At 62.0% G+C, this 26,610-nt stretch carries 26 protein-coding genes; 14 read left to right on the top strand and 12 right to left on the bottom strand.

All coding sequences use genetic code 11. The annotated features are described in order from the left end of the window. The first annotated feature begins 34 nt into the window (after positions 1 to 34). Complete coding sequence (locus GCM43_RS01370; RefSeq protein ID WP_152241712.1) at positions 35 to 634, top strand: cytochrome b; 600 nt, start codon at positions 35 to 37, stop codon at positions 632 to 634. Here the strand turns inward: GCM43_RS01370 and ligD are convergent. Continuing rightward, a complete protein-coding gene (gene ligD, locus GCM43_RS01375) occupies positions 631 to 3,129 on the bottom strand; it encodes a DNA ligase D (RefSeq protein WP_152241713.1) in 2,499 nt (832 codons plus the stop codon). The two genes, GCM43_RS01370 and ligD, sit on opposite strands and share 4 nt — an antisense overlap. Before the next feature lie 200 nt (positions 3,130 to 3,329). Between ligD and GCM43_RS01380 the strand changes: the two genes are divergently transcribed. Further along, the gene (locus tag GCM43_RS01380) at positions 3,330 to 3,641 is read left to right on the top strand and encodes a hypothetical protein (RefSeq protein WP_152241714.1); all 312 of its coding nucleotides are present in this window, start codon (positions 3,330 to 3,332) and stop codon (positions 3,639 to 3,641) included. Between the two features lie 16 nt (positions 3,642 to 3,657). Here the strand turns inward: GCM43_RS01380 and GCM43_RS01385 are convergent, their stop codons facing one another. Together GCM43_RS01385 and GCM43_RS01390 are read right to left on the bottom strand one after the other, a co-directional pair. Further along, complete coding sequence (locus tag GCM43_RS01385; RefSeq protein WP_152241715.1) at positions 3,658 to 4,389, bottom strand: LytR/AlgR family response regulator transcription factor; 732 nt, start codon at positions 4,387 to 4,389, stop codon at positions 3,658 to 3,660. Further along, positions 4,386 to 5,681 carry a sensor histidine kinase gene (locus tag GCM43_RS01390; RefSeq protein ID WP_152241716.1) on the bottom strand — a complete coding sequence of 432 codons (1,296 nt, stop codon included), beginning with the start codon at positions 5,679 to 5,681 and terminating at the stop codon, positions 4,386 to 4,388. Before GCM43_RS01390 ends, GCM43_RS01385 begins: the two co-directional genes overlap by 4 nt. 262 nt (positions 5,682 to 5,943) lie before the next feature. Between GCM43_RS01390 and GCM43_RS01395 the strand changes: the two genes are divergently transcribed. The 4 genes from GCM43_RS01395 to GCM43_RS25715 all read left to right on the top strand — a co-directional run bounded on the left by GCM43_RS01395 (position 5,944) and on the right by GCM43_RS25715 (position 10,061). Beyond that, on the top strand, positions 5,944 to 8,082 hold the full coding sequence (locus GCM43_RS01395) for a TonB-dependent siderophore receptor (protein ID WP_152241717.1): 2,139 nt from the start codon (positions 5,944 to 5,946) through the stop codon (positions 8,080 to 8,082). 6 nt (positions 8,083 to 8,088) lie between these two features. Then, positions 8,089 to 9,285: a PepSY-associated TM helix domain-containing protein gene (locus GCM43_RS01400; RefSeq protein WP_152242012.1), complete on the top strand. Its 1,197-nt coding sequence runs from the start codon at positions 8,089 to 8,091 to the stop codon at positions 9,283 to 9,285. A 112-nt stretch (positions 9,286 to 9,397) separates the two neighbouring features. Continuing rightward, positions 9,398 to 9,739: a hypothetical protein gene (locus GCM43_RS01405; protein ID WP_152241718.1), complete on the top strand. Its 342-nt coding sequence runs from the start codon at positions 9,398 to 9,400 to the stop codon at positions 9,737 to 9,739. A gap of 70 nt (positions 9,740 to 9,809) precedes the next feature. Continuing rightward, positions 9,810 to 10,061, top strand: a complete 252-nt coding sequence (locus GCM43_RS25715) for a hypothetical protein (protein ID WP_193315496.1) — start codon at positions 9,810 to 9,812, stop codon at positions 10,059 to 10,061. 59 nt (positions 10,062 to 10,120) lie between these two features. Here the strand turns inward: GCM43_RS25715 and GCM43_RS01415 are convergent, their stop codons facing one another. Then, the gene (locus GCM43_RS01415) at positions 10,121 to 10,678 is read right to left on the bottom strand and encodes a fasciclin domain-containing protein (protein ID WP_193315497.1); all 558 of its coding nucleotides are present in this window, start codon (positions 10,676 to 10,678) and stop codon (positions 10,121 to 10,123) included. Positions 10,679 to 10,942: 264 nt separating this feature from the next. Between GCM43_RS01415 and GCM43_RS01420 the strand changes: the two genes are divergently transcribed. After that, positions 10,943 to 11,275 (top strand): hypothetical protein, encoded by a 333-nt coding sequence (locus GCM43_RS01420; protein WP_152241720.1) that lies wholly within the window; start codon positions 10,943 to 10,945, stop codon positions 11,273 to 11,275. A gap of 54 nt (positions 11,276 to 11,329) precedes the next feature. Then, positions 11,330 to 11,578, top strand: a complete 249-nt coding sequence (locus GCM43_RS01425) for a hypothetical protein (RefSeq protein ID WP_152241721.1) — start codon at positions 11,330 to 11,332, stop codon at positions 11,576 to 11,578. A 158-nt stretch (positions 11,579 to 11,736) separates the two neighbouring features. Here GCM43_RS01425 and GCM43_RS01430 read toward each other — a convergent pair whose 3' ends face one another. From GCM43_RS01430 to GCM43_RS25720, 5 genes are all read right to left on the bottom strand, one after another. After that, positions 11,737 to 13,236 (bottom strand): efflux transporter outer membrane subunit, encoded by a 1,500-nt coding sequence (locus tag GCM43_RS01430; RefSeq protein ID WP_152242014.1) that lies wholly within the window; start codon positions 13,234 to 13,236, stop codon positions 11,737 to 11,739. 14 nt (positions 13,237 to 13,250) lie between these two features. Further along, a complete protein-coding gene (locus GCM43_RS01435; protein WP_152241722.1) occupies positions 13,251 to 16,463 on the bottom strand; it encodes an efflux RND transporter permease subunit in 3,213 nt (1,070 codons plus the stop codon). 2 nt (positions 16,464 to 16,465) lie between these two features. Beyond that, the gene (locus tag GCM43_RS01440; protein ID WP_152241723.1) at positions 16,466 to 17,713 is read right to left on the bottom strand and encodes an efflux RND transporter periplasmic adaptor subunit; all 1,248 of its coding nucleotides are present in this window, start codon (positions 17,711 to 17,713) and stop codon (positions 16,466 to 16,468) included. A gap of 293 nt (positions 17,714 to 18,006) precedes the next feature. After that, positions 18,007 to 18,858 carry an alpha/beta hydrolase gene (locus tag GCM43_RS01445; protein ID WP_152241724.1) on the bottom strand — a complete coding sequence of 284 codons (852 nt, stop codon included), beginning with the start codon at positions 18,856 to 18,858 and terminating at the stop codon, positions 18,007 to 18,009. After that, on the bottom strand, positions 18,855 to 19,007 hold the full coding sequence (locus GCM43_RS25720) for a hypothetical protein (protein WP_193315498.1): 153 nt from the start codon (positions 19,005 to 19,007) through the stop codon (positions 18,855 to 18,857). The genes GCM43_RS01445 and GCM43_RS25720 overlap by 4 nt, the downstream gene beginning before the upstream one ends. 203 nt (positions 19,008 to 19,210) lie before the next feature. Here GCM43_RS25720 and GCM43_RS01450 point away from each other — a divergent pair, with 203 nt between their 5' ends. After that, the gene (locus GCM43_RS01450; RefSeq protein ID WP_152241725.1) at positions 19,211 to 20,155 is read left to right on the top strand and encodes a LysR family transcriptional regulator; all 945 of its coding nucleotides are present in this window, start codon (positions 19,211 to 19,213) and stop codon (positions 20,153 to 20,155) included. Continuing rightward, positions 20,152 to 21,108 carry a D-2-hydroxyacid dehydrogenase gene (locus GCM43_RS01455; RefSeq protein ID WP_152241726.1) on the top strand — a complete coding sequence of 319 codons (957 nt, stop codon included), beginning with the start codon at positions 20,152 to 20,154 and terminating at the stop codon, positions 21,106 to 21,108. The genes GCM43_RS01450 and GCM43_RS01455 overlap by 4 nt, the downstream gene beginning before the upstream one ends. Before the next feature lie 68 nt (positions 21,109 to 21,176). On the opposite strand, the gene GCM43_RS01460 is transcribed toward GCM43_RS01455, so the two are convergent. Beyond that, positions 21,177 to 21,497 (bottom strand): winged helix-turn-helix transcriptional regulator, encoded by a 321-nt coding sequence (locus GCM43_RS01460; RefSeq protein WP_152241727.1) that lies wholly within the window; start codon positions 21,495 to 21,497, stop codon positions 21,177 to 21,179. 133 nt (positions 21,498 to 21,630) lie between these two features. On the opposite strand from GCM43_RS01460, the gene gstA reads away from it, so the two are divergent. Next, on the top strand, positions 21,631 to 22,266 hold the full coding sequence (gstA, locus tag GCM43_RS01465; protein ID WP_152241728.1) for a glutathione transferase GstA: 636 nt from the start codon (positions 21,631 to 21,633) through the stop codon (positions 22,264 to 22,266). Here gstA and GCM43_RS01470 read toward each other — a convergent pair. Beyond that, on the bottom strand, positions 22,263 to 22,460 hold the full coding sequence (locus GCM43_RS01470; RefSeq protein WP_193315499.1) for a type II toxin-antitoxin system prevent-host-death family antitoxin: 198 nt from the start codon (positions 22,458 to 22,460) through the stop codon (positions 22,263 to 22,265). The genes gstA and GCM43_RS01470 overlap by 4 nt on opposite strands. A gap of 230 nt (positions 22,461 to 22,690) precedes the next feature. Here GCM43_RS01470 and GCM43_RS01475 point away from each other — a divergent pair, with 230 nt between their 5' ends. Further along, a complete protein-coding gene (locus tag GCM43_RS01475; RefSeq protein ID WP_152241730.1) occupies positions 22,691 to 23,866 on the top strand; it encodes a zinc-dependent alcohol dehydrogenase in 1,176 nt (391 codons plus the stop codon). Positions 23,867 to 23,972: 106 nt separating this feature from the next. After that, on the top strand, positions 23,973 to 24,380 hold the full coding sequence (locus GCM43_RS01480; protein WP_226929261.1) for a hypothetical protein: 408 nt from the start codon (positions 23,973 to 23,975) through the stop codon (positions 24,378 to 24,380). A 33-nt stretch (positions 24,381 to 24,413) separates the two neighbouring features. Here the strand turns inward: GCM43_RS01480 and GCM43_RS01485 are convergent, their stop codons facing one another. After that, positions 24,414 to 24,995 (bottom strand): GNAT family N-acetyltransferase, encoded by a 582-nt coding sequence (locus GCM43_RS01485; protein WP_152241731.1) that lies wholly within the window; start codon positions 24,993 to 24,995, stop codon positions 24,414 to 24,416. 90 nt (positions 24,996 to 25,085) lie between these two features. Between GCM43_RS01485 and GCM43_RS01490 the strand changes: the two genes are divergently transcribed. Next, positions 25,086 to 26,606, top strand: coding sequence for a sensor domain-containing diguanylate cyclase (locus tag GCM43_RS01490; protein ID WP_193315500.1), 1,521 nt, complete (start codon positions 25,086 to 25,088; stop codon positions 26,604 to 26,606). Positions 26,607 to 26,610: the final 4 nt, after the last annotated feature.

Genomic DNA, 26,610 nt, shown 5'->3' on the forward strand with positions numbered 1-26,610 from the left:
GCCTTGGCGCACATCATTTACCGGAGTAAAAAACATGCAATGGCAAAATACCGCAAACCGCTTCGGCGTGCTCGCCCGTTTCCTGCACTGGACCAGTGCCGCTGCGTTTATTGCAGCCTATATCGTGGTCTATTATGTGATCTGGTTTATGGACGATACGTCGCCCGAATCGTGGCCGGTGCTTAACATTCATTGGGTGCTGGGACTGCTGGTCGGTTTTCTCGTGCTGCCTCGCCTGCTGTGGCGCATGATCGGCGTCCAGCCCGACAATCCCCCTGGCAGCGCGCTGGAACACCGGCTTGCTCACTTGGCGCACTGGGCCCTGTATGGCCTGCTGATCGCCATGCCGCTGACCGGCTATCTGGGCACAGGCGCACCGACCGACTTTGGCCTGTTCAGCGTCACCGGCTTTAACGAAACAGCCCTGTTTGCCTGGATCAGCCACAGCTACGGCTTGAGCTTTGAAGCGTTCGAGGTGCCGATCGACGCCATTCATCATTTTCTGGGCAAATGGATCGCCTGGAGCGTGGTTGCCATACATGTTCTTGCAGCGCTGTTCCATCACTGGGTACGCCGCGACGATGTGCTGACAAGAATGCTGCCATGGTTGAAAAGCGAGCAGCCAACAGACTAGGGCTTGAACCCGAGCTTTTTCATCGCCGCATCGATCCCTTTGGCGCTGCGTGCATAGCCGTCCCACGGCGTATTGCCCACCGCGAGGCGCTCATGCACATTGCCCACCTGCCACTGGTCGCCCGATTTCAGCTGATCGAGCTCCTCCCACGCCAGCGGCACGGAAATGCCCAGCCCTGAGCGCGTGCGCGCCGACCAGGCGCAAACAGTAGTGGCGCCGCGTCCGTTGCGCAGGTAGTCGATAAAGATCTTGCCGACCCGGTTCGACGGTCCGCTTTTGACCACGAAGCGATCCGGTATCAGCTGCGCCATATGCGCCACGATGGCCTGCGAAAAAGATTTGACGGTGTCCCAGTCATGCTTGGGGCGGATCGGCACGACCACGTGCAGGCCCTTGCCGCCGCTCGTTTTCAGCCAGGCTGGCAAACCAAGTTCGGTCAGGAACGCACGCAGCAATACGGCCGCTTCCCGGATGGCCGGCCAGTCCACGCCCTTGCCCGGGTCGAGGTCGAATATCAGCCGGTTGGGCGTAGTGTAGCTACTGGCCAGCGCATTCTGGGTATGAAACTCCACCACGTTCCACTGCGCCGCCGACAGTAGCCCCTGAGCGCTGCCCACTTCAAGCATGGGTGGATGCCCGGTGTCGAGCGCCTTGGCCAGCTGTTTCACACCCGGCATTTTTGAGACGTCGGCGTGCTTCTGGAAAAACAGCTCGCCGCCGACGCCAGCCGGCGCACGCACCAGCGATACGGGCCGGCCGCGCAGATGCACCAGCATCAGCTTGCCGACCAGTGCGTAATAGCGCACCAGGTCGATCTTGGTGGCGCCGCTATCTTTGTCGATCACGCGCTCGCCATGGGTCACCCTGAAGCTGGCCGGCAGGATGCTGTCCACTTGTGCTTTTTCAGGTTTGCTCACGTTTTTCTCCTGCTTGCTGCCGGCTTGTTGCGCGCGTTCGCGCACGATGCTGCTTGCTTGCTTGTCGCTGCGCAGGCCGAGAAACACCGCATGACGAATCGAGCCGGCGCTGGTCCATTGGGCAAAACTGACTTCGGCCACCAGCTGCGGCTTGACCCACACCGGCTTGCGCACGCCGCCGGCCTTGCCGGCAAAGGCGCTGGACGGCGTCTTCAATGCGTCGAGTTGCCGGCGCAAATCGCGCAGCGTCGCTTCATCAAAACCGGTGCCGACATTGCCGGCATAGTGCAGCTTGCCCTCTTCATCATGCACGCCCAGCAGCAGCGAGCCGATGCCTTCGCGCGCGCCTTGCGGCTCGGTATAGCCGCCGATCACGAACTCCTGGCGATGGCCGCATTTGAGCTTGATCCAGTCGGCCGAGCGGCGCGTGACGTAATGCGAACCGCGCCGCTTGCCGATCACGCCTTCGAGTCCCAGCTGGCAGGCGGCGGACAGGATTTCCTGCGCCGGCGCGTCGAGTTCGGCGCTGAACCGCACCAGCGGCGACTCGGGCAGGCTGGCAAGTAATTGCTGCAGCAGGCCACGGCGCGCTTCGACCGGCTGGCCGCGCAGGTCATTGCCGTCAAAATAAGGCACGTCGAACAGGTAATACACGATGTCGGACGTGGCTTCCTTGTCAAAGGCCAGTTGCAGCGCGCCGAAGTCGCTCTGCCCCTTGTCGTTATTGACGACGATCTCGCCGTCATACCAGCCCGATGGCAGGCCCATTTTTTCCAGCGCCTGCTGCAGCCGCACCAGCTTGTGGGTCCAGTCGTTGCCGTTGCGCGTGATCAGCGCCACCTGCTTGCCGTCCACGCGCGCCAGGATGCGGTAGCCGTCGAATTTGATCTCGTAAAGCCATTGGGCCGCGTCCGCAGGCGGCGCATCGACCAGCGTCGCCAGTTGCGGCGAGAAGCGCTCGGGCAGGCTGGCCTTGGGAGCGGCAGGAGGCCGGGCTTCGACGTTCTTGCGAGGCTTCGGCATGGCCTTGCGCTTGACGCTGTCGGGCAGCTCATCGACCACCGAATACTCTTCTGCCGGGCGCGTGTATTCGTCTTTCTCCTTGATCAGCAGCCAGGCCGGCTGCTTTTCACCGCGGCTTTTCATGCGTACCAGCACCCAGTTGCCATGCATTTTATGGCCATGCAGGGTAAATTTGAGGTTGCCGTCCGCCAGCGCCTTGCGCGCGTCCGGCGTGGCCGGCTGCGGCTGCCAAGTGCCCTTGTCCCAGATAATCACCTTGCCGGCACCATACTGCTTTTCCGGTATCGTGCCTTCAAAGCTGGAGTAGGAAATCGGATGGTCTTCCACCTGCACCGCCATGCGCTTGTCGCGGCTGTCGTAACTCGGCCCTTTGGGCACGGCCCAGCTTTTCATGGTGCCATCGAGCTCGAGACGGAAATCGTAATGCAGGCGGCTGGCCCAGTGCTTCTGGATCACAAAGCTCAGCGCTTCGCCAGCGACTTCATCGCCGCCGGCAGGCTCCGGCGTCACATCGAAATTGCGTTTGGCTTTATAGGTCTTCAATGCATCGGTCATGACGGCTCCCGGCGTGAATGATGCTGGCCAGTCTAGGCCCGCTGCTGCACGCATGCAGTACGCCAGCTAACAAACCGCCGCAACACCGGCAAATGTAACAGTCTGTATTGCTGTCAACCATCTTTTTACTTGCTGCGTTCTTGGTTCAGTGACAGGCGAATCGTTCTCCTGAACACCAACCACTTCCAAGGAACTGCATCATGAAAAAAGTTATCGCTACGCTGATCGCCGGCCTGTTCGCTACCGCAGCCTTTGCCCAGACGCCTGCCGCCCCGGCCAAGGCTGAAGCCAAGCACACCAAGGAAGTGGCCAAGGCCGAAGCCAAGGAAACCAAGGCCGTTGCCAAGGCAGACGCCAAGGTAGCAGCAGCAACGGCGGACGCCAAAGCCGACGTGGCCAGCGCCAAAGCCGATGCCGACGCCAGCAAGGCCAAGGCGCATCACAAGGCCAGCAAAGCCAAGGCCAAAGCCAATGCTGCCGAAGCAAAAGCCGAAGCTCCAGCGGCCAAGTAATGGCTGACAGTGGCGCTTACATCTGCCGGAACTGGCGGCTGTAGGCGTCGCTCACGGCCAGCACGCCGCGGCCGTTCTTCAGATACAACTGCATCCCCGCGCCATCCCTGACGATGCGTTCGACCGCATGCAGGTTGACGATGCTGCTGCGATGCACCTGGGCGAACTGCTGCGGGTCGAGCTGCTCGAGCAGCTGCTTCAGGCTCAAACGTATCAATCCCTCCCCCGCCGCACCCATCACCCGCGTGTACTTGTCCGCGCCCTGAAAGTAATCAATTTCATCGACCATGAACAGACGCAGCGACTGGCCTGATGAGGCCTTGATCCATTTCAGATAAACCGGCGCCGGCGCCAGTTGCCGCCACAATGCCGGCGGTGGTGGGGCCGCCACGCTGCGCGCTTGCAGGCGGCGCACGGTCTGCAGCAGGCGTGCCGCCGACAGCGGTTTGAGCAGATAATCGGCGGCGCCGGCATCAAACGCGGCCAGCGCATGCTGGGCGTAAGCGGTCACAAACACCACTTGGCACAGTGCCGGCAGATGCGCGGCCACTTCCAGCCCGGTCAGGCCGGGCATCTGGATATCGAGGAAAACCAGCTCCGGCTGCAACGCATCGATCAGCGCCAGCGCCGCCACGCCGTTATCGGCTTCGCCAACGATCTGCAGGGCTGGCCACAGTTGCTGCAACTGGTCGCGCAGCTCGGAGCGCAGCAGCGGCTCGTCTTCGATAATCACGGCGCGCGAAATCATGCTGACTGCTCCGGCAACGCCACTGGCAAGCGCAAAACAGCTTCCGTGCCCGATGGTGCGCACGCCATCACCGTCAGCGACGCTTTCCCGTTATACAGCAGCGCCAGTCTGGCATGGATATTGGCCAGGCCCGTACCCTCCCCATGGGTCGCGCTGCCGGCCAGGCCGGCACCGTTGTCGCGCACGCGCAGCACCAGCACCTGGTCTTCGAGTGCAGCGGCGATGTGCACCATGCCTGCCTGCTGCAAGAGCGCCAGGCCATGTTTGAGCGCGTTTTCTACCAGCGAAATGAGCATGGCCGGCGGCATCGGCACGGCGTCAAGCGAGGCTGGCGCGGCCACTTCAAACTGCAGCCGCTGGCCCATGCGTATTTGCATCAGCGACAGATAGTCGTGCGCCAGTGCCAGCTCGCGCCCGACGGTGGACGACACCGAACGCATGTCTGGCATGGCATTTTGCAGATAGGCGATCAGATGATCGAGCATGCGCAGCGCTTCCTTGCCATCGGTGCGCACCAGATATTTGAGATTGGCCAGCGTATTGAACAGAAAATGTGGTTCGACCTGGGCCTGCAAGGCGGACAGTCGCGCCTGCAGCGCACTGCGCTCGGCCGCCTGGGCACGCGAGGCCGTATCGAGCGCCCGCTGGCGGCGCGTGATGCTGGCCTGCAGCTGCGTCACCACTGCCTCGACGGCGCGCAGCGCGCTGCCGGTCTGAAAGCGCAGAAAATCGCCGCTGGCGATGCGCCGTATGGTGATGTGCACGCTCTCGCCGGCCCCCGCCTGCAGGCGCACTTCGGTGCCGCCGAACAGGCGAAATGGCCGCTGCGACCCGAGCACGATCGTGCGCCTGAACGGGTCATGGGCAAAAGCCGGCGGACCGCTCAAGCCCAGCGCATGGCCAGTGGCGAGGCTCGACAGGGCTTCGGCGCATAAATCAAAGGTGGTGAAAATGTCGAACGGCGACGCGAGTTCACGCACGATACGCGGCGAGACCAGCTCTTCAGTCAGGCTACGCCCTTCGTCCGAAAACTTTTGCAGTTGCGCCCGCACCATGCCCTTGCAGCCAAGCGCAGGCGCCAGCAGGGCCGGCAGCCCGAAACACAGCGGCGCCCAGTTTTGCGTTGCACCGGACAGCAGTTGTCCCAGCAAGGTCAGCCACAGCGCGGCAAGGATTGCCATGAACGGCAAAAAGCAGGCGTAAAAACGCAGCATGGACTGTTGCAGGTACAGCCGCACGAGGCGCCGATCATGCACGATCGGCTCGGTGGCATACAAGGTGGAAATGGACATGGCTGGAGCACGCAGTATCTGGCAAAAGAAGGCATGATTCTAGCGCGCGCAACAACCGGAGCGCACAGTATGCGGCCAATGCCCGCCATGCCGGCATCAATGCCCGAACAACAGCGCTTTGTAAAAACAGGTAAATACAAGCTGATAACTGCCTTTAACGGTTGAACACACTACACGAACGTTCCGATTACAGCTAAAATTGAGAATGGTTCTCATTATTACCTTTATTCTTATTCCTGGAGTCTCAGTTATGCAGCACCGCATGTCCGTTCGCGCCACCCCATTCCCTGTCCGCCTGCCTGCACTGCGCCCCGTGGCGCTGGCCATTTCGATCGCTCTCGGCAGCAGCATGGCGCAGGCCGGGCAGCCTGCAGGCGACGCCGACGATGCGGCGACCATGCAAACGATTACCGTCACGGCCAGCCACGAAGCGGACGCCTACACCGCGCGCAGCAGCGCTTCGGCCAGCAAAATGGAACTGTCGCTGCGCGAAACGCCGCAGTCGGTGTCGGTGGTCACGCGCGCGCAGATGGACGACTTCCGGCTCGACAACGTCAACCGGGTGCTGGCGCAAAGCACCGGCGTGACGGTCGAAGCGGTGGAAACGGACCGTACCTATTACACCGCGCGCGGCTACGACATCACCAACTTCCAGTACGACGGCGTGGGCATGCCGCTGGTGTTCGGCAACGTCTCGGGCGACCTCGATACGGCCCTGTACGAGCGCGTCGATGTGGTGCGCGGCGCCAATGGACTCATTTCCTCGACCGGCAATCCGTCGGCCACCATCAACTTCGTGCGCAAGCGACCGACCGCCGGGCTGGCGGCATCGGCAGCGCTGACGCTCGGCTCGTGGAATACGCGCCGGCTTGACGCCGATGTATCGACACCGCTGTCGAGCGATGGCAAGGTATCGGCGCGCTTCGTGCTGGCGCACCAGGACGGCGACTCGTATCTGGATCGCTATTCGCCAAAAAAAGACGTTGCCTACGCGGTGGTGGAAGCGAAGCTGACCGATGCCACCACATTCACCGTGGGCCACGCCTACCAGATGAACAAGGCGCGCGGCGGCATGTGGGGCGCGCTGCCGATGTACTACAGCGACAATACGCAGACCGACTACCCGATTTCCACCTCGACCTCGGCCAACTGGTCGTACTGGAACACGGAAACAAACAGCACCTTTGCCGAACTGGCGCACCGCATCAACGCCGACTGGAGCATCAGGACCACGCTGACCCATACCAAGGCCAACGAGGCGTCCAAGCTGCTGTATGTATACGGCACGCCGGACCGCGCCACCGGCGTCGGCCTGTACAGCTATCCGTCACAGTACGCTTCGCACAACGAGCAAAGCCTGGCCGACGTTTCGGCCACCGGCAAATTCGCTCTGGGCGGGCGCCAGCATGACCTGACCTTCGGCGCCAGCTGGTCCAAGTCGCGCCTGAACAACGTGTCCTGGTACGGGCGCGGCATCGGTACCGAGCTGTCGGCCAGCGGCGCCTTTGACGGCACTTACCCTGAACCGCTGTTTGATGCGTCCACCGACGGCAGCCAATACAGCGACACACGCAAGAACGCCTTTGTGGCCGCGCGCTTCAACCTGGCCGACAATACCAAGCTGCTGGCCGGCGTCAACGCCGTCAAGGTCGACAGCAGCGGCAGCGCCTATGGCGTCAGCCACGCCAAGTCGCAAAGCGATACCACGCCTTACCTGGGCCTGGTCTATGACATCAACCGCAGCGTGTCGGCCTATGCCAGCTATACCGAGATCTTCAATCCGCAAAGCGATACCGACGCCAACGGCCAGACGCTAGCTGCGGCCAAGGGCAAAAGCCTGGAACTGGGCCTGAAAAGCGAATTGCTTGACGGCCGGCTGAACCTGTCGGGGGCCGTCTTCAAGACGCGCCAGCAGAACGTGGCCGAGGCGGCCGGCACCACCGCCGACTTCAAGACGATCTACCGCGGCGTCGATTCGGACTCGAAAGGCTTCGAGTTCGATGCATCGGGCCAGCTGGCCAAAGGGTGGCAGGCCAGCGCCGGCTATGCGCAGCTGAGCATCACGGGCAACGACGGCAAGGCTGCGCGCACTTTCATCCCGCGCAAGCAGTTCCACCTGTCGAGCACCTATCAACTGCCCGCCGTGCCGAAACTGAAAGTGGGCGCCACCTTGCGCTGGCAGGACCAGATTCATCTGGCTGTCAGCGACGCCGTCACGCTGCGCCAGGGCGCCTATGCCGAGCTGGGCCTGATGGCCAGCTATGACCTGAGCAAGAACGTCAGCCTGGCGCTCAACCTCAACAACGTCACCGATAAAAAGCACCTGACCAGCCTGTACTGGGACCAGTCGCTGTACGCAGCCGGGCGCAATGGCAGCGCCACCCTGAGCTGGAAGTACTAAATGACGCTGCGTTCCCCGCTGGTCGTGCTGCACCGCTGGTTTGGGCTGGCGGTGGCGCTATTCCTGTTTATTTCCGGGCTGACCGGCGCCGTGATTTCGTGGGATCACGAGCTCGATGCCTGGCTCAACCCGCAGCTGTTCCATGCCGCCAGCGGCGAGCATGCTGGCGGTGCGCAGTCGGGACTGGCGCTGGCGCGCCAGGTCGAAGCGAACGATCCACGCCTGCGCGTCAACTACACCTTGACTACGCTTGAAGCAGGCCATACGGCGCTGATGTCGGTCGAACCCAGGCTCGACCCTGCCACCGGCAAGCTGCATGAACTGGGCTTCAACCAGTTGGCCGTCGATCCCGTGACTGGCAAGCTGCAGGGCGCGCGCCAGTGGGGAGACATCTCGCTGGCGCGCGAAAACCTCCTGCCGTTCCTGTACAAGCTGCATTACACCATGCATATACCGAGCGGCTGGGGCATCGAATTCGGCATCTGGTTTATGGGCATTATCGGCATCGTGTGGTTTTTCGACTGCTTTATCGCCCTCTACCTGTCGTTCCCCAACTGGCGCAGCTGGCGCAAATCGCTGGCTTTCCGCTGGCAGCAAGGCGGCCACCGGCTGAATTTCGATCTGCATCGCTCCGGCGGTGTATGGGTCTGGCTGCTGCTGTTGATACTGGCGGTGACGTCGGTGTCGATGAATCTGCAGACGCAGCTGATGCGACCGCTGGTAGCGAAGTTTTCCACCCTCAGCCCGAACGCCTTTGACAGCCGCACTCCGCAAGCGCCCGACAAACCGGTCGAGCCACTGCTCACGCGCGAACAGGCGGTGGCCCTGGCCAAAGCCGAAGCGGCCAAACGCGGCTGGCAGCTGCCGGCCGGCGGCGTGTTCTATTCCTCGGCTTACGGCCTGTATGGCGTCGGTTTTTTCAACGCCGACAACGACCATGGCGACGGTGGCCTTGGCAATGCGTGGCTGTATTTCGATGGCCGCGACGGCAGCGCGGCGGGCGGCGTGATTCCCGGCACGGGCAGCGCTGGCGATATCTTTTTGCAGGCGCAGTTTCCACTGCATTCCGGGCGCATCCTCGGCCTGCCAGGGCGCGTGCTGATCTCGGCCATGGGGCTGGTGGTGGCGATGCTGAGCGCCACCGGTCTGATTATCTGGCTGCGCAAGCGGCGCGCACGCCTCCTCAAATCGAGCCAGTTGTAAGCGATTGTAAAGCCCGTCAACGCCTGCGTGACGGGCTGCGTTTTCTCCTCAGTGACACGGGAATCATCCCTGCACCACAAAGACACAAACAACCATCACTGAGGACTGCACCATGAAAAAAAGCATCTTGAACCTGAGCGCCACCCTGATCGCCGGCCTGTTCGCTAGCGCCGCCTTCGCCCAGACCCCAGCCACGCCAGCCGATGCCAAAGCAAAAGCGGTCCATACCAAAGAAGTGGCCAAGGCTGACGCCAAAGAAACCAAGGCTGTCGTCAAGGCTGATGCAAAAGAAGCGGCAGCCGTAGCCGATGCCAAGGCCGACGTGGCCAGCGCCAAGGCCGACGCAAAAGTAAGCAAAGCCAAAGCCCATCACAAAGCCGCCAAGGCCAAAGTGAAAGCTGACGAGAAAGTGGCAGAAGCTGCACCGGCAGCACCAGCGGCGCCAGCAAAATAAGCCAGGCTGACCAGTCATTGCAGTACGCAACACCCATTACATCACTTCATTATTTATCGAGGATTTCATCATGAAAAAAGTATTCGCCACCCTGATCGCCAGCCTGTTCGCTACCGCCGCTTTTGCCCAAGCCCCTGCCGCAGCACCGGCAGCACCGGCAGCCCCCGTGACGGCGCCGGCAGCAGCAGCCGCCAAAGCTGAAACGCCAGCGCCAGCTGCCAAGGCTGAACACAAGAAAGCCAAGCACAAAAAGGCCAAGAAAGCCGCAACCGGCGACAAGGCAGTCACCGCACCGGCAGCCGAAGCCGCACAAACCAAGTAATCGTTACGGCGACACTAAAAAACAGGGTTCTTCAACCCTGTTTTTTTTAGTCTGGCGCTTTATTTCGGCATCAGCACGGTATCGATCACGTTGATCACGCCGTTGGATTGATAGACGTCGTAAGTGCTGATATTGGCTGTGTTGCCGCTTTCGTCCATCACCACGATATTGTGCATGCCGTTCATGGCGAACATCAGCTTGCCGCCACTGGCGGTGGGCAGCGTGGCTTTGCCATCATGCATCTTGATTTCACGCGCCAGCGCCTTGAAGTCGTATTTTCCCGGTACGACGTGATAGGTGAGAATCTTGGTCAGCGTTTCTTTGCTTTCCGGCTTGACCAGCGTTTCAACCGTGCCGGCCGGCAGCTTGGCAAAGGCCGCATTGGTCGGCGCAAACACCGTAAATGGCCCCTTGCCTTTCAAGGTATCGACCAGCCCTGCAGCCTTGACGGCAGCCACCAGCGTCGTGTGATCGGCTGAGTTGACGGCATTGTCGACGATGTCCTTGCTGGGATACATGCTCTGGCCGCCAACCATGGTGTTCATGTCGGCGGCAAAACCGGCGCCGGTAGCGAGCATGGAAGTGGCAAACAGGACTGCGGGAACGAAAGTACGCATGATGATCTCCGGTGAGGGAACACTGGCAGGCTGGCTGCCCGTTTTCCATAGTGGCGTGTGCATGATTGCATGGACTTTTACGCCCTCCCCGGCACATCGGATTCAACTATTTTTTAGTCAGGCGCGCAAGCCGATACGGGCGGGTTGTAAGCGTTTGTAAAGCGCGTCAACGGCAGCGTACCGGGCCGCGTTTTCTGCTCAGTGACAAGGGAAACTTCCCGGCACAGACAAATACGAACATCCACCACTACTGAGGACTGCACCATGAAAAAAAGCATCTTGAACCTGAGCGCCACCCTGATCGCCGGTCTGTTCGCCAGCGCCGCTTTTGCCCAGACGCCAGCGGCTCCCGCTGAAGCGAAAGCCCAGGCTGCACACACCAAGGAAGTGGTGAAAGCGGAAGCGAAAGAAACCAAAGCTGTCGCCAAAGCCGACGCCAAGGAAGCGGCAGCAGTCGCTGACGCAAAAGCCGACGTGGCCAGCGCCAAGGCCGATGCCAAGGTCGCCAAGACCAAGGCCCATCACAAGGCAGCCAAAGCCAAGGTCAAGGCCAATGAAAAAGCAGTCGACGCCAGTGCTACAGCGCCGGCCAAATAAACCTGCTACAGTCTGACAAGAAATACCTGTTCATCACATACCGAGGATACCGTCATGAAAAAAGTATTTGCTACACTGATCGCCAGCCTGTTTGCCACCGCCGCTTTTGCCCAGGCGCCTGCCGCCGCACCGGCAGCGGCAGTAACACCCGTCACCGCAGCGGCAGCAGAAGCGGCCAAGGTGGACACTGCGGCGCCGGCAGCCAAGCCAGCGCACAAGAAAGCCAAGCATAAAAAGGCCAAGAACGTCACCACTGGCAAGGACGTGACCGCAGCGGCTGCCGAAGCTGCAGCAGCCAAATAAGCGCAGCAAACTTTGTTCAAGCATGATGAACAGGTCCGGAAACGGACCTGTTTTTTTTATGGACAAAAGAAAAGCGGCGCAATGCCCATGCATTGCACCGCCCTGAAGATGGTTTCCTTGCTGCGGGCCGGCCCATGCCAGCCCGCAGTGCCGGAAAACTAGTTGGCCGCTACCTGCGGCTCGGCCTCGCCCCAGCCACCGCCCAGGGCGCGGATCAGCGCCACGGTGGTGACGGCGCGGTTGCCACGCAGTTGCACCGCGTTGCGCTCGATGGTGGCCAGGTTGCGCTGCGCGTCGAGCAGGTCCAGGTAGCTGGAACGGCCGGCGTCGTACAGCTTTTGTGCCAGGTCGGCCGAGCGGCGCGCCGATACCACGGCCTCGTCGATCTGCTGCGTCTGGCCCGACAGGATGCGCAGGCCAGCCAGGTTGTCTTCCACCTCGGCAAACGCCACCAGCACGCTCTGGCGGTAGCTGGCTACCGACTCGTCAAGCTGGCCTTCGCTGCGCGTGATGGCGGCCTTGTTGCGGCCACCATCGATCACCGGCATCGACAGCAAGGCGCCCAGCAGCCAGGAGCGGCTGCTCCACTTGAAGATATCGGAGAACGTATCGGAGGCGCCGCCACCCGAAGCGTTCAGGCTCAACGCCGGGAACATGGCCGAACGGGCCACGCCGATGCGCGCATTGGCCGCTTCCATGGTGCGCTGGGCCGAGGCGATATCGGGCCGGCGCTCCAGGAGCGTCGATGGCAGGCCGGCCGGTATCAGCGGCAGGAACGCACTGTCCTGCAGCGGATTGGCGCCGGCCGTAAAGCTGGCCGCCGGTTTGCCCAGCAACACTGCCAGCGCATGTTCGCTGGTGGCGCGCTGGCGCTGCAGGCCGATCGCCTCGGCGCGCGCCGTCGACAGTTCGGTGCGGGCGCGCGACAGATCGAATTCGCCGATATCGCCCAGGTCGTAGCGGCGCTGGTTGACATGCACGCTTTCTTCACGCAGGCGCACCGTCTGCTCCAGTGTCGCCAGTTCGGCGTCCGTGGCGCGCAGCTGGAAATAGGTCTGCGCCACATCGGCCTGCAGGGACAGCAGCACAGAGCGATAAGTTGCCTCGACTGCCAGCGCATCGCTGCGCGCCGCGCTGACATTGGCTGCCACGCGGCCGAACAGGTCGACTTCGTAGCTGGCCGTCAGGTTGGCCTGATAGACATTGGTAGCGGCCACCGGCGCGCCGTTGGGCAGGCCCAGCGACACGTTCGAGGCCCGCGTGCGCTGCCCGCCGACATTGACGCCCACCTGCGGAATACGGTCCGCTTCGGCGATGCCGGCAATTGCGCGCGCCTGCTTGACGCGGGCGGCGGCAACAGCCAGGTTGGCGTTGGCCTGCGTGGCCTCGCCGATCAGCGCCGTCAGGGTGGCGTCGTTAAACGCCAGCCACCACTGGCCGCGCGCCTGGCGCTCGGCGTAGCTGACCTGGGCCGGCGCCCAGCGCGTGCCGTCGGGCGCCGTCTGCACTACCGGAGCGGCCAGCGACTGCGGCTCCTTGAACGCCGCTGGCGTATCGATTTGCGGCTGGATAAACTGCGGCGTCGAGCAGGCGGCCAGCAGCACGGCGGCGGCCATCACGCTTAACAGCGGCTTGAGCGTCGACTTCGCGCTACGCATCATCAGATTGTTTTTCACGATACATCTCCTTCCAGATCCAGCACCGGCGCTGTAGGACGCTTGGCGACCGGTTTGTCCATCGAGACGGCTGGCTTTTTCTCAAAACGCTGCGCCAGCGTGCGCAGCAAAACATAGAACACCGGCGTGAGGAACAGGCCGAAGAAGGTCACGCCCAGCATGCCGGCAAACACCGCCACACCCATCGCGTGACGCATTTCCGAACCGGCGCCGTGCGAGAACACCAGTGGTACCACGCCCATGATGAACGCGATCGACGTCATCAGGATCGGACGCAGACGCAGGCGGCAAGCTTCGAGCGCAGCCTGCACCACGGTGCGGCCATGGTCTTCCAGTTCGCGGGCAAATTCCACGATCAGAATCGCATTTTTCGACGCCAGCCCCACCAGCACGAACAGCGCAATCTGGGTAAAGACGTTGTTGTCGCCACCGGTCAGCTTCACGCCCAAGAGAGCGCACAGGATCGACATCGGCACGATCAGGATCACGGCCAGCGGCAGGGTCCAGCTTTCATACTGGGCAGCCAATACCAGGAACACCAGCAGCACGCACAGCGGGAACACGTAGATCATGGTGTTGCCGGACAAGATGTCCTGGTAGGTCAGCTCGGTCCATTCATACGAAATGCCCTGTGGCAGCACTTCCTTGGCGATGCGTTCCAGTGCCGCCTGCGCCTGGCCACTCGATACACCGGGTGCGGCACCGCCATTGAAGTCGGCTGCAGCGTAGGCGTTGTAGCGCTGTACGCGGTCCGGGCCATAGCTGTCTTTCACGCGCATCAGCGACGACAGCGGGATCATTTCGCCCTTGTCGTTGCGTACTTTCAGTTGCGCGATATCCTGCGCATGCGAACGGAACTCGGCGTCGGCCTGCACGCGCACCTGGTAGGTACGGCCAAACTGGTTGAAGTCGTTCACGTACAAGGAACCCAGATTGATCTGCAAGGTCTGGTAGATGGTGGCCAGCGGCACGCCCATCTGCTTGGCCTTGACGCGATCCACATCGGCAAACAGCTGCGGCACGTTGATCTGGTAGCCCGAGAACACGCCAGCCAGTTCCGGCGTCTGGTAAGCCTTGCCGGCCAGCGCCTGGGTGGCGTTGTACAGCGCGTCGTAACCGAGGTTGCCGCGGTCTTCGATCATCATCTTGAAGCCGCCGATGGTGCCCAGGCCGTTGACCGGCGGTGGTGGGAACACCATGATAAAGGCGTCCTGGATACCGCCCAGGCGCTTGTTGATCTCGGCCGCGATGGCGCCGCCCGACAATTCCTTGGTGGTGCGCTCGTCAAACGGTTTCAGGGTCGCAAACACGATGCCGGCATTCGGTGCATTGGTAAAGTCGTTGATCGACAGGCCCGGGAAGGCAATCGTCGACTCCACGCCTGGCACCGACTTGATGACGTCGGACATGCGGCGTACCACGTCTTCGGTACGGTCGAGCGAGGCGGCGTCAGGCAATTGCGCAAAGCCCACCAGATATTGCTTGTCCTGCCCTGGTACGAAGCCGGCCGGTACCGCCTTGAACACGAACACGGCGGCGATCACCAGCAGTGCGTACACACCCAAGGATGCGCTCTTTCGGCCCAGCACACCCTTGACGCCGGCTTCATAGCGGTGCGAAGCACGGCCAAAGAAGCGGTTGAACCAGGCAAAGAAGCGGCCGAAGACCTTGTCCATGCCGCGCGTCAGCGCGTCTTTTGGCGCATCGTGCGGTTTGAGCAAGGCTGCCGACAGGGCTGGCGCCAGCGTCAGCGAGCTGAATGCCGAGATCACGGTCGAGATGGCAATGGTCAGCGCGAACTGGCGGTAGAACTCGCCCGACAGGCCAGGTACAAACGCAATCGGCACGAACACGGCGCACAGCACCAGCGCGATGGCCACGATCGGACCGCTCACTTCTTTCATCGCCTGGATGGTGGCGTCGCGCGGCGACAGCCCTTCTTCAATATTGCGCTCGACGTTTTCCACTACCACGATGGCGTCATCGACCACGATACCGATGGCCAGCACCAGCCCGAACAGCGACAGGGTATTGATCGAAAAACCAAAGCCCAGCATCACGGCAAAGGTACCGACAATCGACACTGGCACGGCCAAGAGCGGGATAATGGACGCGCGCCAGGTCTGCAGGAAGATGATCACCACCAGCACCACCAGCGCAATGGCCTCCAACAGCGTATGGATCACCGCTTCGATCGACGAGCGCACGAACTGGGTCGGGTCATATTCGATGCGGTATTCCACGCCTTGCGGGAAGTCTTTTTTCAGTTCGTCCATCTTGGCGCGCACGTCCGACGACAGCTGCAGCGCATTGGCGTTGGGCGCCTCGAAAATACCCATGCCGACGGCCGGATTGTTGTTCAGCAGGGAGCGCAGCGAGTAGCTGTTGGCGCCCATTTCCACGCGCGCCACATCTTTCAGGTGCGTGACGGCGCCGTCGCTGTTGGTACGCACGATAATCGCGCCAAACTCTTCGGGTGACTGCAAGCGGCCCTGGGTGTTGACGGTCAGCTGGAACTGCGAGTCCTTCGCTGGCGAAGCGCCGATCACACCGGCGGCGACCTGCACGTTCTGCTCGCGGATGGCGTCGACGACGTCATTGGCGGTCATGCCGCGGGCAGCGACCTTTTGCGGATCGAGCCAGATGCGCATGGCGTAGTCGCCGGCGCCGAAGATCTGGATATCGCCCATGCCGGGCAGGCGCGCCAGCTGGTCCTTGACGTTCAGCACCGCGTAGTTGCGCAGATACATATCGTCATAGCGCTTGTTGGGCGAGACCAGATGCACCACCATGGTCAGGTTGGGCGACGACTTGACGGTCGTCACGCCAATCTGGCGCACTTCTTCGGGCAGGCGCGGCAAAGCGCGCTGCACGCGGTTTTGCACCTGCGTTTCAGCCTGCTCGACGTTGGTGCCGATCTTGAATGTAATGGTCAGCATCATGGCGCCGTCCGAGGTGTTTTGCGAGGACATGTAGAGCATGTTCTCGACACCGTTGATCTGCTCCTCGAGCGGAGCGGCCACGGTTTCGGCAATCACCTTCGGGTTGGCGCCCGGATACTGCGCACGCACCACCACCGATGGCGGCACCACGTCCGGGTATTCGGAGATCGGCAGGCCGAAGATCGACAGCATCCCGGCCACGAAAATAACGATCGACAGCACCGCCGCAAAGATCGGCTTGTCGATGAAAAAGCGTGAAAAATTCATGATTATTCCTTGGAAGTCGATGCCGCTTTGGCTGCAACGGTCGCGTCTTTTGTTTCTTTCTTGGCCGGTGCCGCTGCCGGCGCCAGCGGATCAAAATCCATCGCTACCATCTGTGGCGTGACGGGCGCGCCGGGGCGCACGCGCTGCAGGCCGTTGACGACGATTTTTTCGCCAGCCTTCAGGCCGTCGCGCACCACGCGCAGGCCGTTCGAGGTCGGACCCAGTGTCACGGCGCGGTATTCGGCCTTGTTGTCGGCGTTCACCACATAGACGTATTTGCGGCTTTGATCGGTGCCCACGGCGCGGTCACTGATCAACAGAGCCGTGCTTTGCGCCTGCGGGCCATTGCCGCCATCGAGCTGGATGCGGGCAAACAGGCCAGGCACGAGCATGCGGTCGGCATTGGCAAAGGTGGCGCGCATGCGCACGCTGCCGGTGGCCGGATCGAGCTGGTTGTCGACGAATTCGAGCTTGCCTTCATGCGGGAAGCCGGCCTCGTTGGCCAGGCCCACGCGCACCGTGACAGGTGTGCCCTTTTGCGCCGTACCGGCTACGCGCAGATAGGTGTCTTCATCGCCGTCGAAACTGGCGTAGATGCGGTCGGTCGAAACCACGGACGTCAGTACGGCTGAGGCATCGATCAGGTTGCCGACCGTGATTTCAGCCTTCGAGACACGGCCACTGATCGGTGCCTGTACCTGTGTGTACGACAGGTTCAGGCGCGCTGCTTCATACGACGCCTGCTCGGCGCGGGCGGTGGCGTCGAGCTCTTTCAGGTTCGAGGCTTTTTCATCGAGTTCGCGCTGCGGAATGGCTTTTTCAGCCAGCAGCTTTTCAGCGCGCGCCAGCTCCAGCTTGGCCAGTTCGGCCTTGGCGCGGGCCGAGGCGGCGGCGCCTTCGGCGCGCGACACTTCGGCCTGGAATGGACGCGGATCGATCACGAACAGCACATCGCCTTTTTTCACTTCACTGCCCGGCTTGAAATTGACCGAAGTAATAAAGCCGCCGACGCGCGAACGAATCTGCACGCGTTCGATCGCTTCCAGGCGGCCCGAAAACTCCTGGGTTTCGGTGATCTGCTTTTCCACCACGGCGGCGGCCGAGACCGGTGGACCGCCGGCGGCAGGCGCGTCAGGCACCTTGCTGTTGGCGCTGTCGCAGCCGCCGAGGCTGAAGGCAACCAGGCCGGCCACGACCAGCGAGGCGGCCAGCGGCTTGAGCAAGGCTGAAAATTGTTGAGTGCTTTTCATTTTATTTCCCTAATATATGAAAATTTCTAATCGTATGGGCGGCAGCACGCCACCCAGCTTGGCGAAGCAAACTGCGGTTCAAGGCGCCTCATGGCGCAAATCGACGGTGGAGGGACCGCCTGTTTTACAAAAAACAGACGGGGACGACAAAGCTGGCTGTACGAGTGCACAACGCAGGCGAATTACGTTCTTGCTGACAAACTACACTACACAGTGTAGCAATCGAAACTCAAAAAGTAAACTACTAAGTGTAATTTTTTGAAGGAATGATTTTCGGTGGCGTTGTGGCGTCGTTATGACTCCGGTTCCGGCGCCAGGCCGGCCACAAAACTGGCAATTTCACTAAGGGCGTGGACCTTGCACGCGCATTCATTGCGCGCCTCCTGGTCCAGCAGCGGCTCGGCCGGCATGCGACGCACGGTGGTCTTGACGCCGTTGGCGATCAGCTTGCTGCCGTATTGTTCAGCTTCATCGCGTAATGGATCAGTTTCGCTCGACAGGATCAGCGCCGGCGGCAGGTTCTTCAGCCGGCTCGAATGCAGCGGCGACGCATACGGATGGCAGCGGTCGGTGGCATTGGGCAGGTAGCCGCGGTAGGCGGCGGCGCAGGCGTCCGCCACTTCCACCAGCTCCGGGCAGGTCGGCAGGCTGCGCATCGAGCAGGTCGACAGCGCCGGGTCGAGCATCGGCATGATCAGGATCTGGCCAGCCAAAGGCGGGCCCCCGCGGTCGCGCGACATCAGCGCGCAGACGGCGGCCAGGTTGGCGCCGGCCTCGATGCCCGACACCACCATCTGCTTGCCCGACCAGCCCAGCTTGGTCTTGTTCTTTTTTGCCCACATCAGCACCGCATGCGCATCTTCGACGGCGGCCGGGAAAGGCCGCACCTTGGCCAGCGTATAGTTCGAGGCCAGCACCACATGGTCGGGATTGCCCAGCACCAGGCAGCGCAGGAAATCGTCCGCGTCGTCCAGGTCGCCTTCGACAAAACCGCCACCGTGGAAGAACACGATCAGGCTCGAACGCTTGATGCCGGCCGTGCCAGCCGTATAGATGCGCGCGGCCAGCGGCCCCTGCTCGCCCTGCACCTCGATGTCGCGTATTTTCAGCGACTCGATTGGAGCGATGTCGGCCATCACGCTCATTGCGCCACCACCGGCGCCAGCACGCTGGCGGCCGCGTCGTTGAGACACAACAGGGCACCGCCGCCAACCTCGTGGGTCAGCGCGTTATAGCCGGACGCTTCGGACTGCGCCGCATGCGAGTAAGCGTCCGTGTATACCATCGCGGACAAGGCAAGCGCGCTGGCAAAAAGCGCGAACAATGCAAAGTTTCCATTCCGATGAGCCATGATGTTTCTCCTGATGAGTCTGCTGCGACAGAAATATGCTGCAGTACAACAACTATAAACTTGTTCTACAATCTGATAAATAGCGCAATGGCGAATTGATTGTTCAGGATTCCGAACAATCAAATAGAACATGACAGGAAATCAAGTTGAACAAGCTGCAAGCGATGGAAGTGTTTATCCAGGTAGTCGATGCCGGCGGCTTTACGCGCGCAGCTGAAAACATGCAGCTGCCCAAGGCCACCGTCTCGACGCTCGTGCAGGCACTGGAAACAAGCTTGTCGGTCAAACTGCTCAACCGCACCACGCGCCACGTCAGCATTACCTCTGACGGCGCCGCCTATTACGAGCACTGCGTACGCATTCTGGCCGACGTGCGCGAGGCAGAGGAATCGCTGTCGCGCACGCGCCTGAGCCCGAGCGGGCGGCTGCGCGTCGATGCGCCCACGGCGCTGGCCAGTGAATTGATCATCCCTGCCCTGCCCGACTTCTTTGCACGCTTTCCCGATATCGAACTGGAACTGGGCTGCAGCGACCGGCCGGTCGATCTCATCGAGGAAGGCGTTGACTGCGCCATCCGTGGCGGCGAACTCGGTGACGTCAACCTGATCGCGCGCCGCGTCGGCGTGCTGCACTTTATCACCTGCGCCTCGCCATCGTACCTGGCCATGTACGGCACGCCGCAGCATCCGAACGATCTGAAACAGCACCGTGGCGTGAACTTCTTTTCGGCCAAGACCGGCCGCACTTACGAATGGGATTTCACGCGCGACGGCGAGCGCATCCAGGTTGCCATGCCGGCCCATCTTGCCGTCAACGACTCGAACGCCTACACCGCGGCCGGCCTGGCCGGCCTGGGCCTGGCGCAGATGACGCAGTTCATGCTTGAACCGCTGATCGAACAAGGCAAAATGGTCGAAGTGCTCGGCGACTGGGAATCCGACCCTTTACCCATCCATGTCATCTATCCGCCGAACCGCCACCTGTCTGCCAAGGTGCGCGTGTTTGTGGAATGGGTGGCCGACATGTTTATCAACCACCCTGCCACGCAGCAGCAAGGCGTGCGCCGGCCCGACCAAGGTACCGCTCCATGACACAGCACAGCATTGTTTTTCTCGACCGCGACAGCCTGATTGCCAATCTGCGCCGCCCGGCCTTCGCCCATACTTGGGCCGAGCACGCGCACACCAAAGGCAGCGAAGAGACGGTAGCGCGCCTTGCCGGCACCAGCATCGCCATCACCAACAAAGTGCCGCTCAGGGAGGCCGAACTGGCGCAGCTGCCCGATCTGAAAATGATCGCGGTGGCCGCGACCGGCACCGACATTATCGACCTGCCGGCCTGCCGCGCGCGCGGCATCGTGGTGGCCAATATCCGCGACTACGCACGCGCTACCGTGCCCGAGCATACGCTGGCGCTGATGCTGGCGCTGCGCCGCCAGCTGATTGCCTACCGGGCCGATATCGAAGCCGGTTTGTGGCAGCAGTCCAGCCGCTTCTGCCTGTTCGGCCACCCGATCCGCGACCTGGCCGGCAGCCGCCTGGGCCTGCTCGGCTACGGCGCGCTGGGCAAGTCGGTGGCGCAGCTGGCGCGCGCTTTCGGCATGGAGGTGGCGGTGCACAACCGTTCGCCCATCGCGGAAGACGGCGTGATTGAAGTGAGCTTTGACGAACTGCTGGCCACCTCCGACATCATCAGCCTGCACCTGCCCTTGACCGACAAGACGCGCAACATGATCGGCGCAGCAGAGCTGGCGCGCATGAAGCCGTCGGCGCTGCTGATCAATACGGCGCGCGGCGGCCTGGTCGACGAGGCGGCGCTGGCCGACGCCCTCACGCGCGGCGTGATTGCCGGCGCCGGCTTCGATGTGCTGTCGAAAGAGCCGCCACTGCCCGACAACCCGCTGCTGGCGCTGCGCCTGCCGAACTTTATCCTGACCCCGCATACGGCCTGGGCCAGCGGCGAGGCGATGCAGCTGCTGGCCGACATGCTGATCGATAATGTGGAAGCGTTCGAGCGTGGGGCACCGATCAATGTGGTGACGTGAGTGGCGCTGGCTGATACGGTGGCGGGATTATGGCTCTGCGGCCTCGGCGGACGCACCTCGGCGGCACCCTATTCCAGCCTGCCTTTGAGCCACAAACCGAATTCCTTCATCACGGCCACCACCGGCAGCAGGCGCTGGCCGTCTGCCGTCAATGCATATTCAACTTTCACCGGCACTTCCGGATACACCGTGCGCGCGACCAGTCCCGCCTCTTCCAGCGCGCGCAGATCAAGGGTCAGCATGCGCTGCGAAATATGCGGCACATCGCGCCGCAGTGCATTGAAGCGCTTCGGACCATCGACCAGGTAAGACACCAGCAGCAAGCGCCAGCACCCACCCAGCAGCCGCATCGCCTCTTCGATCGAACATCCCGTTACGCTTTCCTTCATGGTCACTGCGCTCGCATCAAGTATAAAAAATGTACCTACACAACATTATACTGCCTTCTTCCTTTTTTATCCTTGCTGCCTATAATGGCTGTCCAGGCGCTTTCACCTGGAGGGCGCCACTACCGGAGCCATCATGAAGCTGTACCATATCCCCGCCAGCTGCTCGCTGGGCACGCATATCGTCCTCAGGGAACTGGGCCTGGACGCCACCCTTGTCAAGGTCGATTACAAGCGGCACGTGACCGACGACGGCGCCAGCTTTTACGATGTCAATGCGCACGGCTATGTGCCCGTGCTGGAACTGGACGACGGACGCCTGCTGCGCGAAGGACCGGCCATCATGCAATACCTGGCCGACCTGCATCCCGCAGCCCGGCTGGCGCCACCCAACGGCAGCTTCGAGCGCTATCGCCTGCAGCAATGGCTGAACTTCCTGTCCACCGAAATACACAAGGGATTTATTCCGCTGCTGTACGCCGCACGTGCCGGCAACTACCTGGAAATGGCCAGGCCCAAACTGGAACAGCGCTATGCCTGGATCGACGAGCAGCTGGCTGGCCAGCCTTATCTGATGGGCGAATACTTCAGTGTAGCCGACGCCTACCTGTTCGCGCTCACGGGCTGGGGCCAGGCGTCGTGGCTGACCTCGTACTACAAGGCCGATATTCATTTCGACCAGCTCGATCATTTACGCGACTGGTACCAGCGTGTACAGGCAAGGCCGGCGGTGCAAAAAGCCTTGCGCGAGGAAGGGCTGATAGCGGACTAGATCAAAGACCGGACGTCCTCATGATCGATGACTTTACCTTCCTGTATCTGCTTGCGACCAAGTGCGAGGATACGCAGCATCGCCATTTGATTCTGCGTGTTTTGATAGCTGGCGAGGCTCTGGATAACAGCCTGTACCCTGCCATTGACGGTGACCGCTAGCGGATCACCGGTTTCAACAACCTGTTTGATCATAGCCGACATCGGCGTGCGCGACAGCTTCGACCCTCTCCCCGTGTTTTTCTCGGACCTGTCCTAGCCAGGGCAAGCCACTACGCCAGACAGACTCTTACCGTCACAGGTGTATCTGTCCTACATGATTGCATCGATAGCGGGTGCATCATGGACCTGCAGCACGCACCATGGCCAGCCTTGCTACTTTGCAGCAAGCCCTGGCATGACCGTCAAACTGACACGGAGATACTATGCTGGCAATGAATTATCGCGGTCCCTACCGCATCAGGGCGTCCTGCAAGCCGGACCCCGAAATCGAGCACCCGGGCGACGCCATCGTGCGCGTGACCCGCTCCTGCATCTGCGGCTCGGACCTGCACCTGTATCACGGCCTGGTACCGGATACGCGGGTCGGTTCGACCTTCGGCCATGAATTTGTCGGCGTCGTGGTCGAAGTCGGCAGCGCGGTGCGCAAGCTCAAGATCGGTGACGCGGTGCTGGTGCCGTTCAATATCTTTTGCGGCAGCTGCTATTTTTGCCAGCGCGAACTGTATGGCAACTGCCACAATGTGAACCCGCAGGCGACTGCCGTGGGCGGCATCTATGGCTACTCGCATACGGCTGGCGGCTATGACGGCGGCCAGGCCGAACTGGTGCGCGTGCCGATGGCCGACGTCGGTCCGATGGTCATTCCCGACGATATCGACCACGACGATGCCGTATTGCTGACCGACGCCCTGCCGACCGGCTACCAGGCCGCCGAAATGGGCGACATCAGCGCCGGCGACACGGTGGTGGTGTTTGGCGCCGGCCCGGTCGGCATCTTTGCCGCCAAGTCCGCCTGGCTGATGGGCGCCGGGCGCGTCATCGTGGTCGACCATGTGGACTACCGGCTCGACTTCGTGCGACGCTACGCCCAGTGCGAGGTGGTCAATTTCAAGGATGTGACCGACATGGCCCTGCATATCAAGAAGATGACCGACTGGCTGGGCGCCGACGTGTGCATCGACGCGGTGGGCTGCGAGGCGGCAGGCAATGCCATGCAGTCGCTGACCGGGCGCTACACCATGATGCAGGCCGGCTCGGCCACCGTGCTGCACTGGGCCATCAACTCGGTGCGCAAGGGCGGCAATGTTTCGATAGTCGGCGTCTACGGACCGACCTTTAACGCCGTGCCGATAGGCAATGCCCTCAACAAGGGGCTGACCCTGCGCATGAACCAGGCCAGCGTCAAGCGCCATCTGCCGCGCCTGCTCGAACATATCCGCGCCGGCCATATCGATCCCAGGCAAATCATTACCCACCGCGTGCCGCTGGCCGACGTGGCCGATGCCTACCAGATATTTTCCGGCAAACTGGACAATTGCATCAAGACCGTGCTGCTGCCATCCGGTACCAACCCGCAAGGAGCGAACCATGCCAAATGAAATGACACCTTCAGAGCCGGCTTCCCCTCGGACCCACGCGGCGCGGCGAGAAGATATCGCAGGCTGGGGCAGCGACCTGGACCGGGCCAGGCGCCCCGCCGTCCCCATGGAACGCATGCCGGCCCGGCTCGATGGCCCGCCGGCGCCGCCGGTACAGCAGCACGGCGCTACGGAAGTGCTGGTGTCACTGGAATATCCGGCCATCACACCGCTGTATGGCACCAGCGCGCCGCCGCGCGGCTTGAGCGGCATGCTGCGCCGTCTCGCCTTTCGCCGCACGGAAAATGATTTGCGCCACTGGCTGATGCTGCTGCTGGCCGACCGCGTCGATGCGGTGGAAGGTGTGGCCGAGGACCTGCGCCATGGCCAACTGCCCAACATCGTCAGTGAAATGGGTTTGCCGGCAGCCTGGCGCCATGACCGGCCCGGCGTATTGCGCAAGGCCGCCATCGGCGCGGCAGTGCTGGGCGTGGGCTACTGGCTGTTGACCAGCCGCCGCCGGCGGCGCGATTGAGGGTAACGCAGCGTTACCACAACGGGTACTGTATCAGCCCGGGACAGCAGCGGCCGACCCGGCATTTCGCCGCGCTTCCCATTCGCGCCGCAGCAGGCCATACAGCGCCGTATCGCTGACCTGGCCGCCGACGATCCAGCGCTCGGGCAAAAATCCCTCCCGCCTGAAACCCTGGCGCTCGAGTGCGCTGGCCGAGGCCGTATTGAGCGGGTCGATATCGGCTTCCAGCCGATTGAGGTTGCGTTCGACAAAAGCAAACTCCAGCAGCGCCGACAGGGCTTCCTGCATATAGCCGTGGCCCCAGTACGGCCGGCCCAGCACATAGCCGATCTCGGCGCGGCGGTTCTGGCGGTGCTCGGCAAACAGGCTGCAGCTGCCCATATATTGCCCGGTTGCCTTCAGTTCGACGGCAAAGCGGAACGACTCCTCTTTTTCAAAGGCAGCGATATCGTCGGCAATCTTGCCTGCCGCGCGGCTGTCGTCCTGCCATGGGAGTTCGCTGAAGTAGCGCATCACCTCCGGGTCGGCGTGGATGGCAAACAGCGCCGGCGCGTCGGCCGGGTGCGGCTTTCTCAGGATCAGGCGTTCGGTTTCAATGGTTTTTTCATAGGTCATGGATGGCCCGATTGTGGTGATGGATACACAAAGCTGTCTTTATTTTAATGTACTATGGCAACACTTTTTATCTATCTTTTCCGCCCTGCCATGGATGATGCAACAAACCGCGCTGCGCAACCAGCTGCACGCCACAAACGGCCCGTCACGGCACTGGCCAGCACGGCGTTTTTCTGCATCTGCGCCGTTCTGATGGGCATGACCGCGTGGATCGTCTGGTCGGCCCACGAGGTGCGTTTGCGCGAGGCCGAGGCGACCACGCAGAACATGGCGCGCACGCTGGCAGCGCAGGCCTATATGGAACTGGAGCTGGCCGATGTGATGCTTGAAGACATCGTCGAGCACCTGCGCCATGAGGGCAATAACGATGCGACCGGCGACCGGCTGCAACGACACCTTGAGCAGCTATCCAGAAATATCGTGGAAATCGATGGCCTGTTCATTATCGACCGGCAGGGCAAGTGGCTAGCCACATCGCTGGGCGACAGCGAGGAAGGCAACAGCACCGACCGCGCCTACTTCCATTTCCACCAGGCCAACCGGCAGGCGGGCACGCATATCAGCACGCCGATACTGGGCAAGAAAGGCGGACAGTGGCTGCTGCCGGTATCGCGCCGGGTCGAACTGGCCGATGGCAGTTTTGCCGGCGTGGTACTGGTCACGCTGCGTCTGCAGTCGTTCGAGCATGTCTATAACAGCCTCAACCTGGGCAATACCGGCACCGCCTTCTTTGCGCTCGACGATGGCCGGCTGATCTACCGGCGCCCGTTCGACGCCAAGGTGATCGGCATGGATGTTTCCCAAGGTGTGCTGCTGCAGACTTACCGGAAAATGGGACCGGCCGGCACGGCCATGATGAAAGCGCGCGTCGATGGCGTGGAGCGGCTCTACAGCTACCGCCACCTGGAGCGCTTTCCCGTCATCGTGGCGGCCGGCCTGTCGCGCGACGATATTTTCTCGGACTGGCGGCGCCTCAGTACGCAAATCGTTGCAGCCTCGCTGGTGGCCGGCGCCTTGCTCATTTTCCTGTTTCGCAGGCTGATGCGCCAGATTGCCATTCGCGACCGTATCGAAACCGAACTGCAGCAGGCCAATGCCGAACTCGAAGCGCGCGCCTCGCAAGACGGTTTGACCGGGCTGGCCAACCGGCGCTGTTTCGATGAAAAACTGGCGCTGGAGCTGGATCGCGCCCGGCGCCATGCGCAGCCGGTCTCGCTGATCATGATGGATGTCGACTTTTTCAAGAAATTCAATGACAGCTACGGCCATGTGGCAGGCGACGACTGCCTGCGCGCCGTGGCCGGTGCGGTGGCAGGCAGCGTCCATCGCGCCGAAGATCTCGCGGCGCGCTATGGCGGCGAAGAGTTTGCGGTGATTATGCCGGGCGCCGATACGGCCGGCGCGCGCGCAGTGGCCGAAGCCATCCGCACGGCGGTGGTGGCGCTGCAGATCCCGCATGCCGCCAGCGCCATCGGCGTGGTCACCATCAGCCTGGGCGCGGCCACCGTCTATCCTGGCCAGGATCAAGGCGCTGACAGCACCGCATTGATACGCGCGGCAGACGCCCTGCTCTACCAGTCCAAGACCAGCGGACGCAATCGCGTCAGCTGAGGCA

It is taken from the genome of Janthinobacterium aquaticum, from assembly GCF_009208565.1.
Taxonomy (GTDB): Bacteria; Pseudomonadota; Gammaproteobacteria; order Burkholderiales; family Burkholderiaceae_D; genus Janthinobacterium.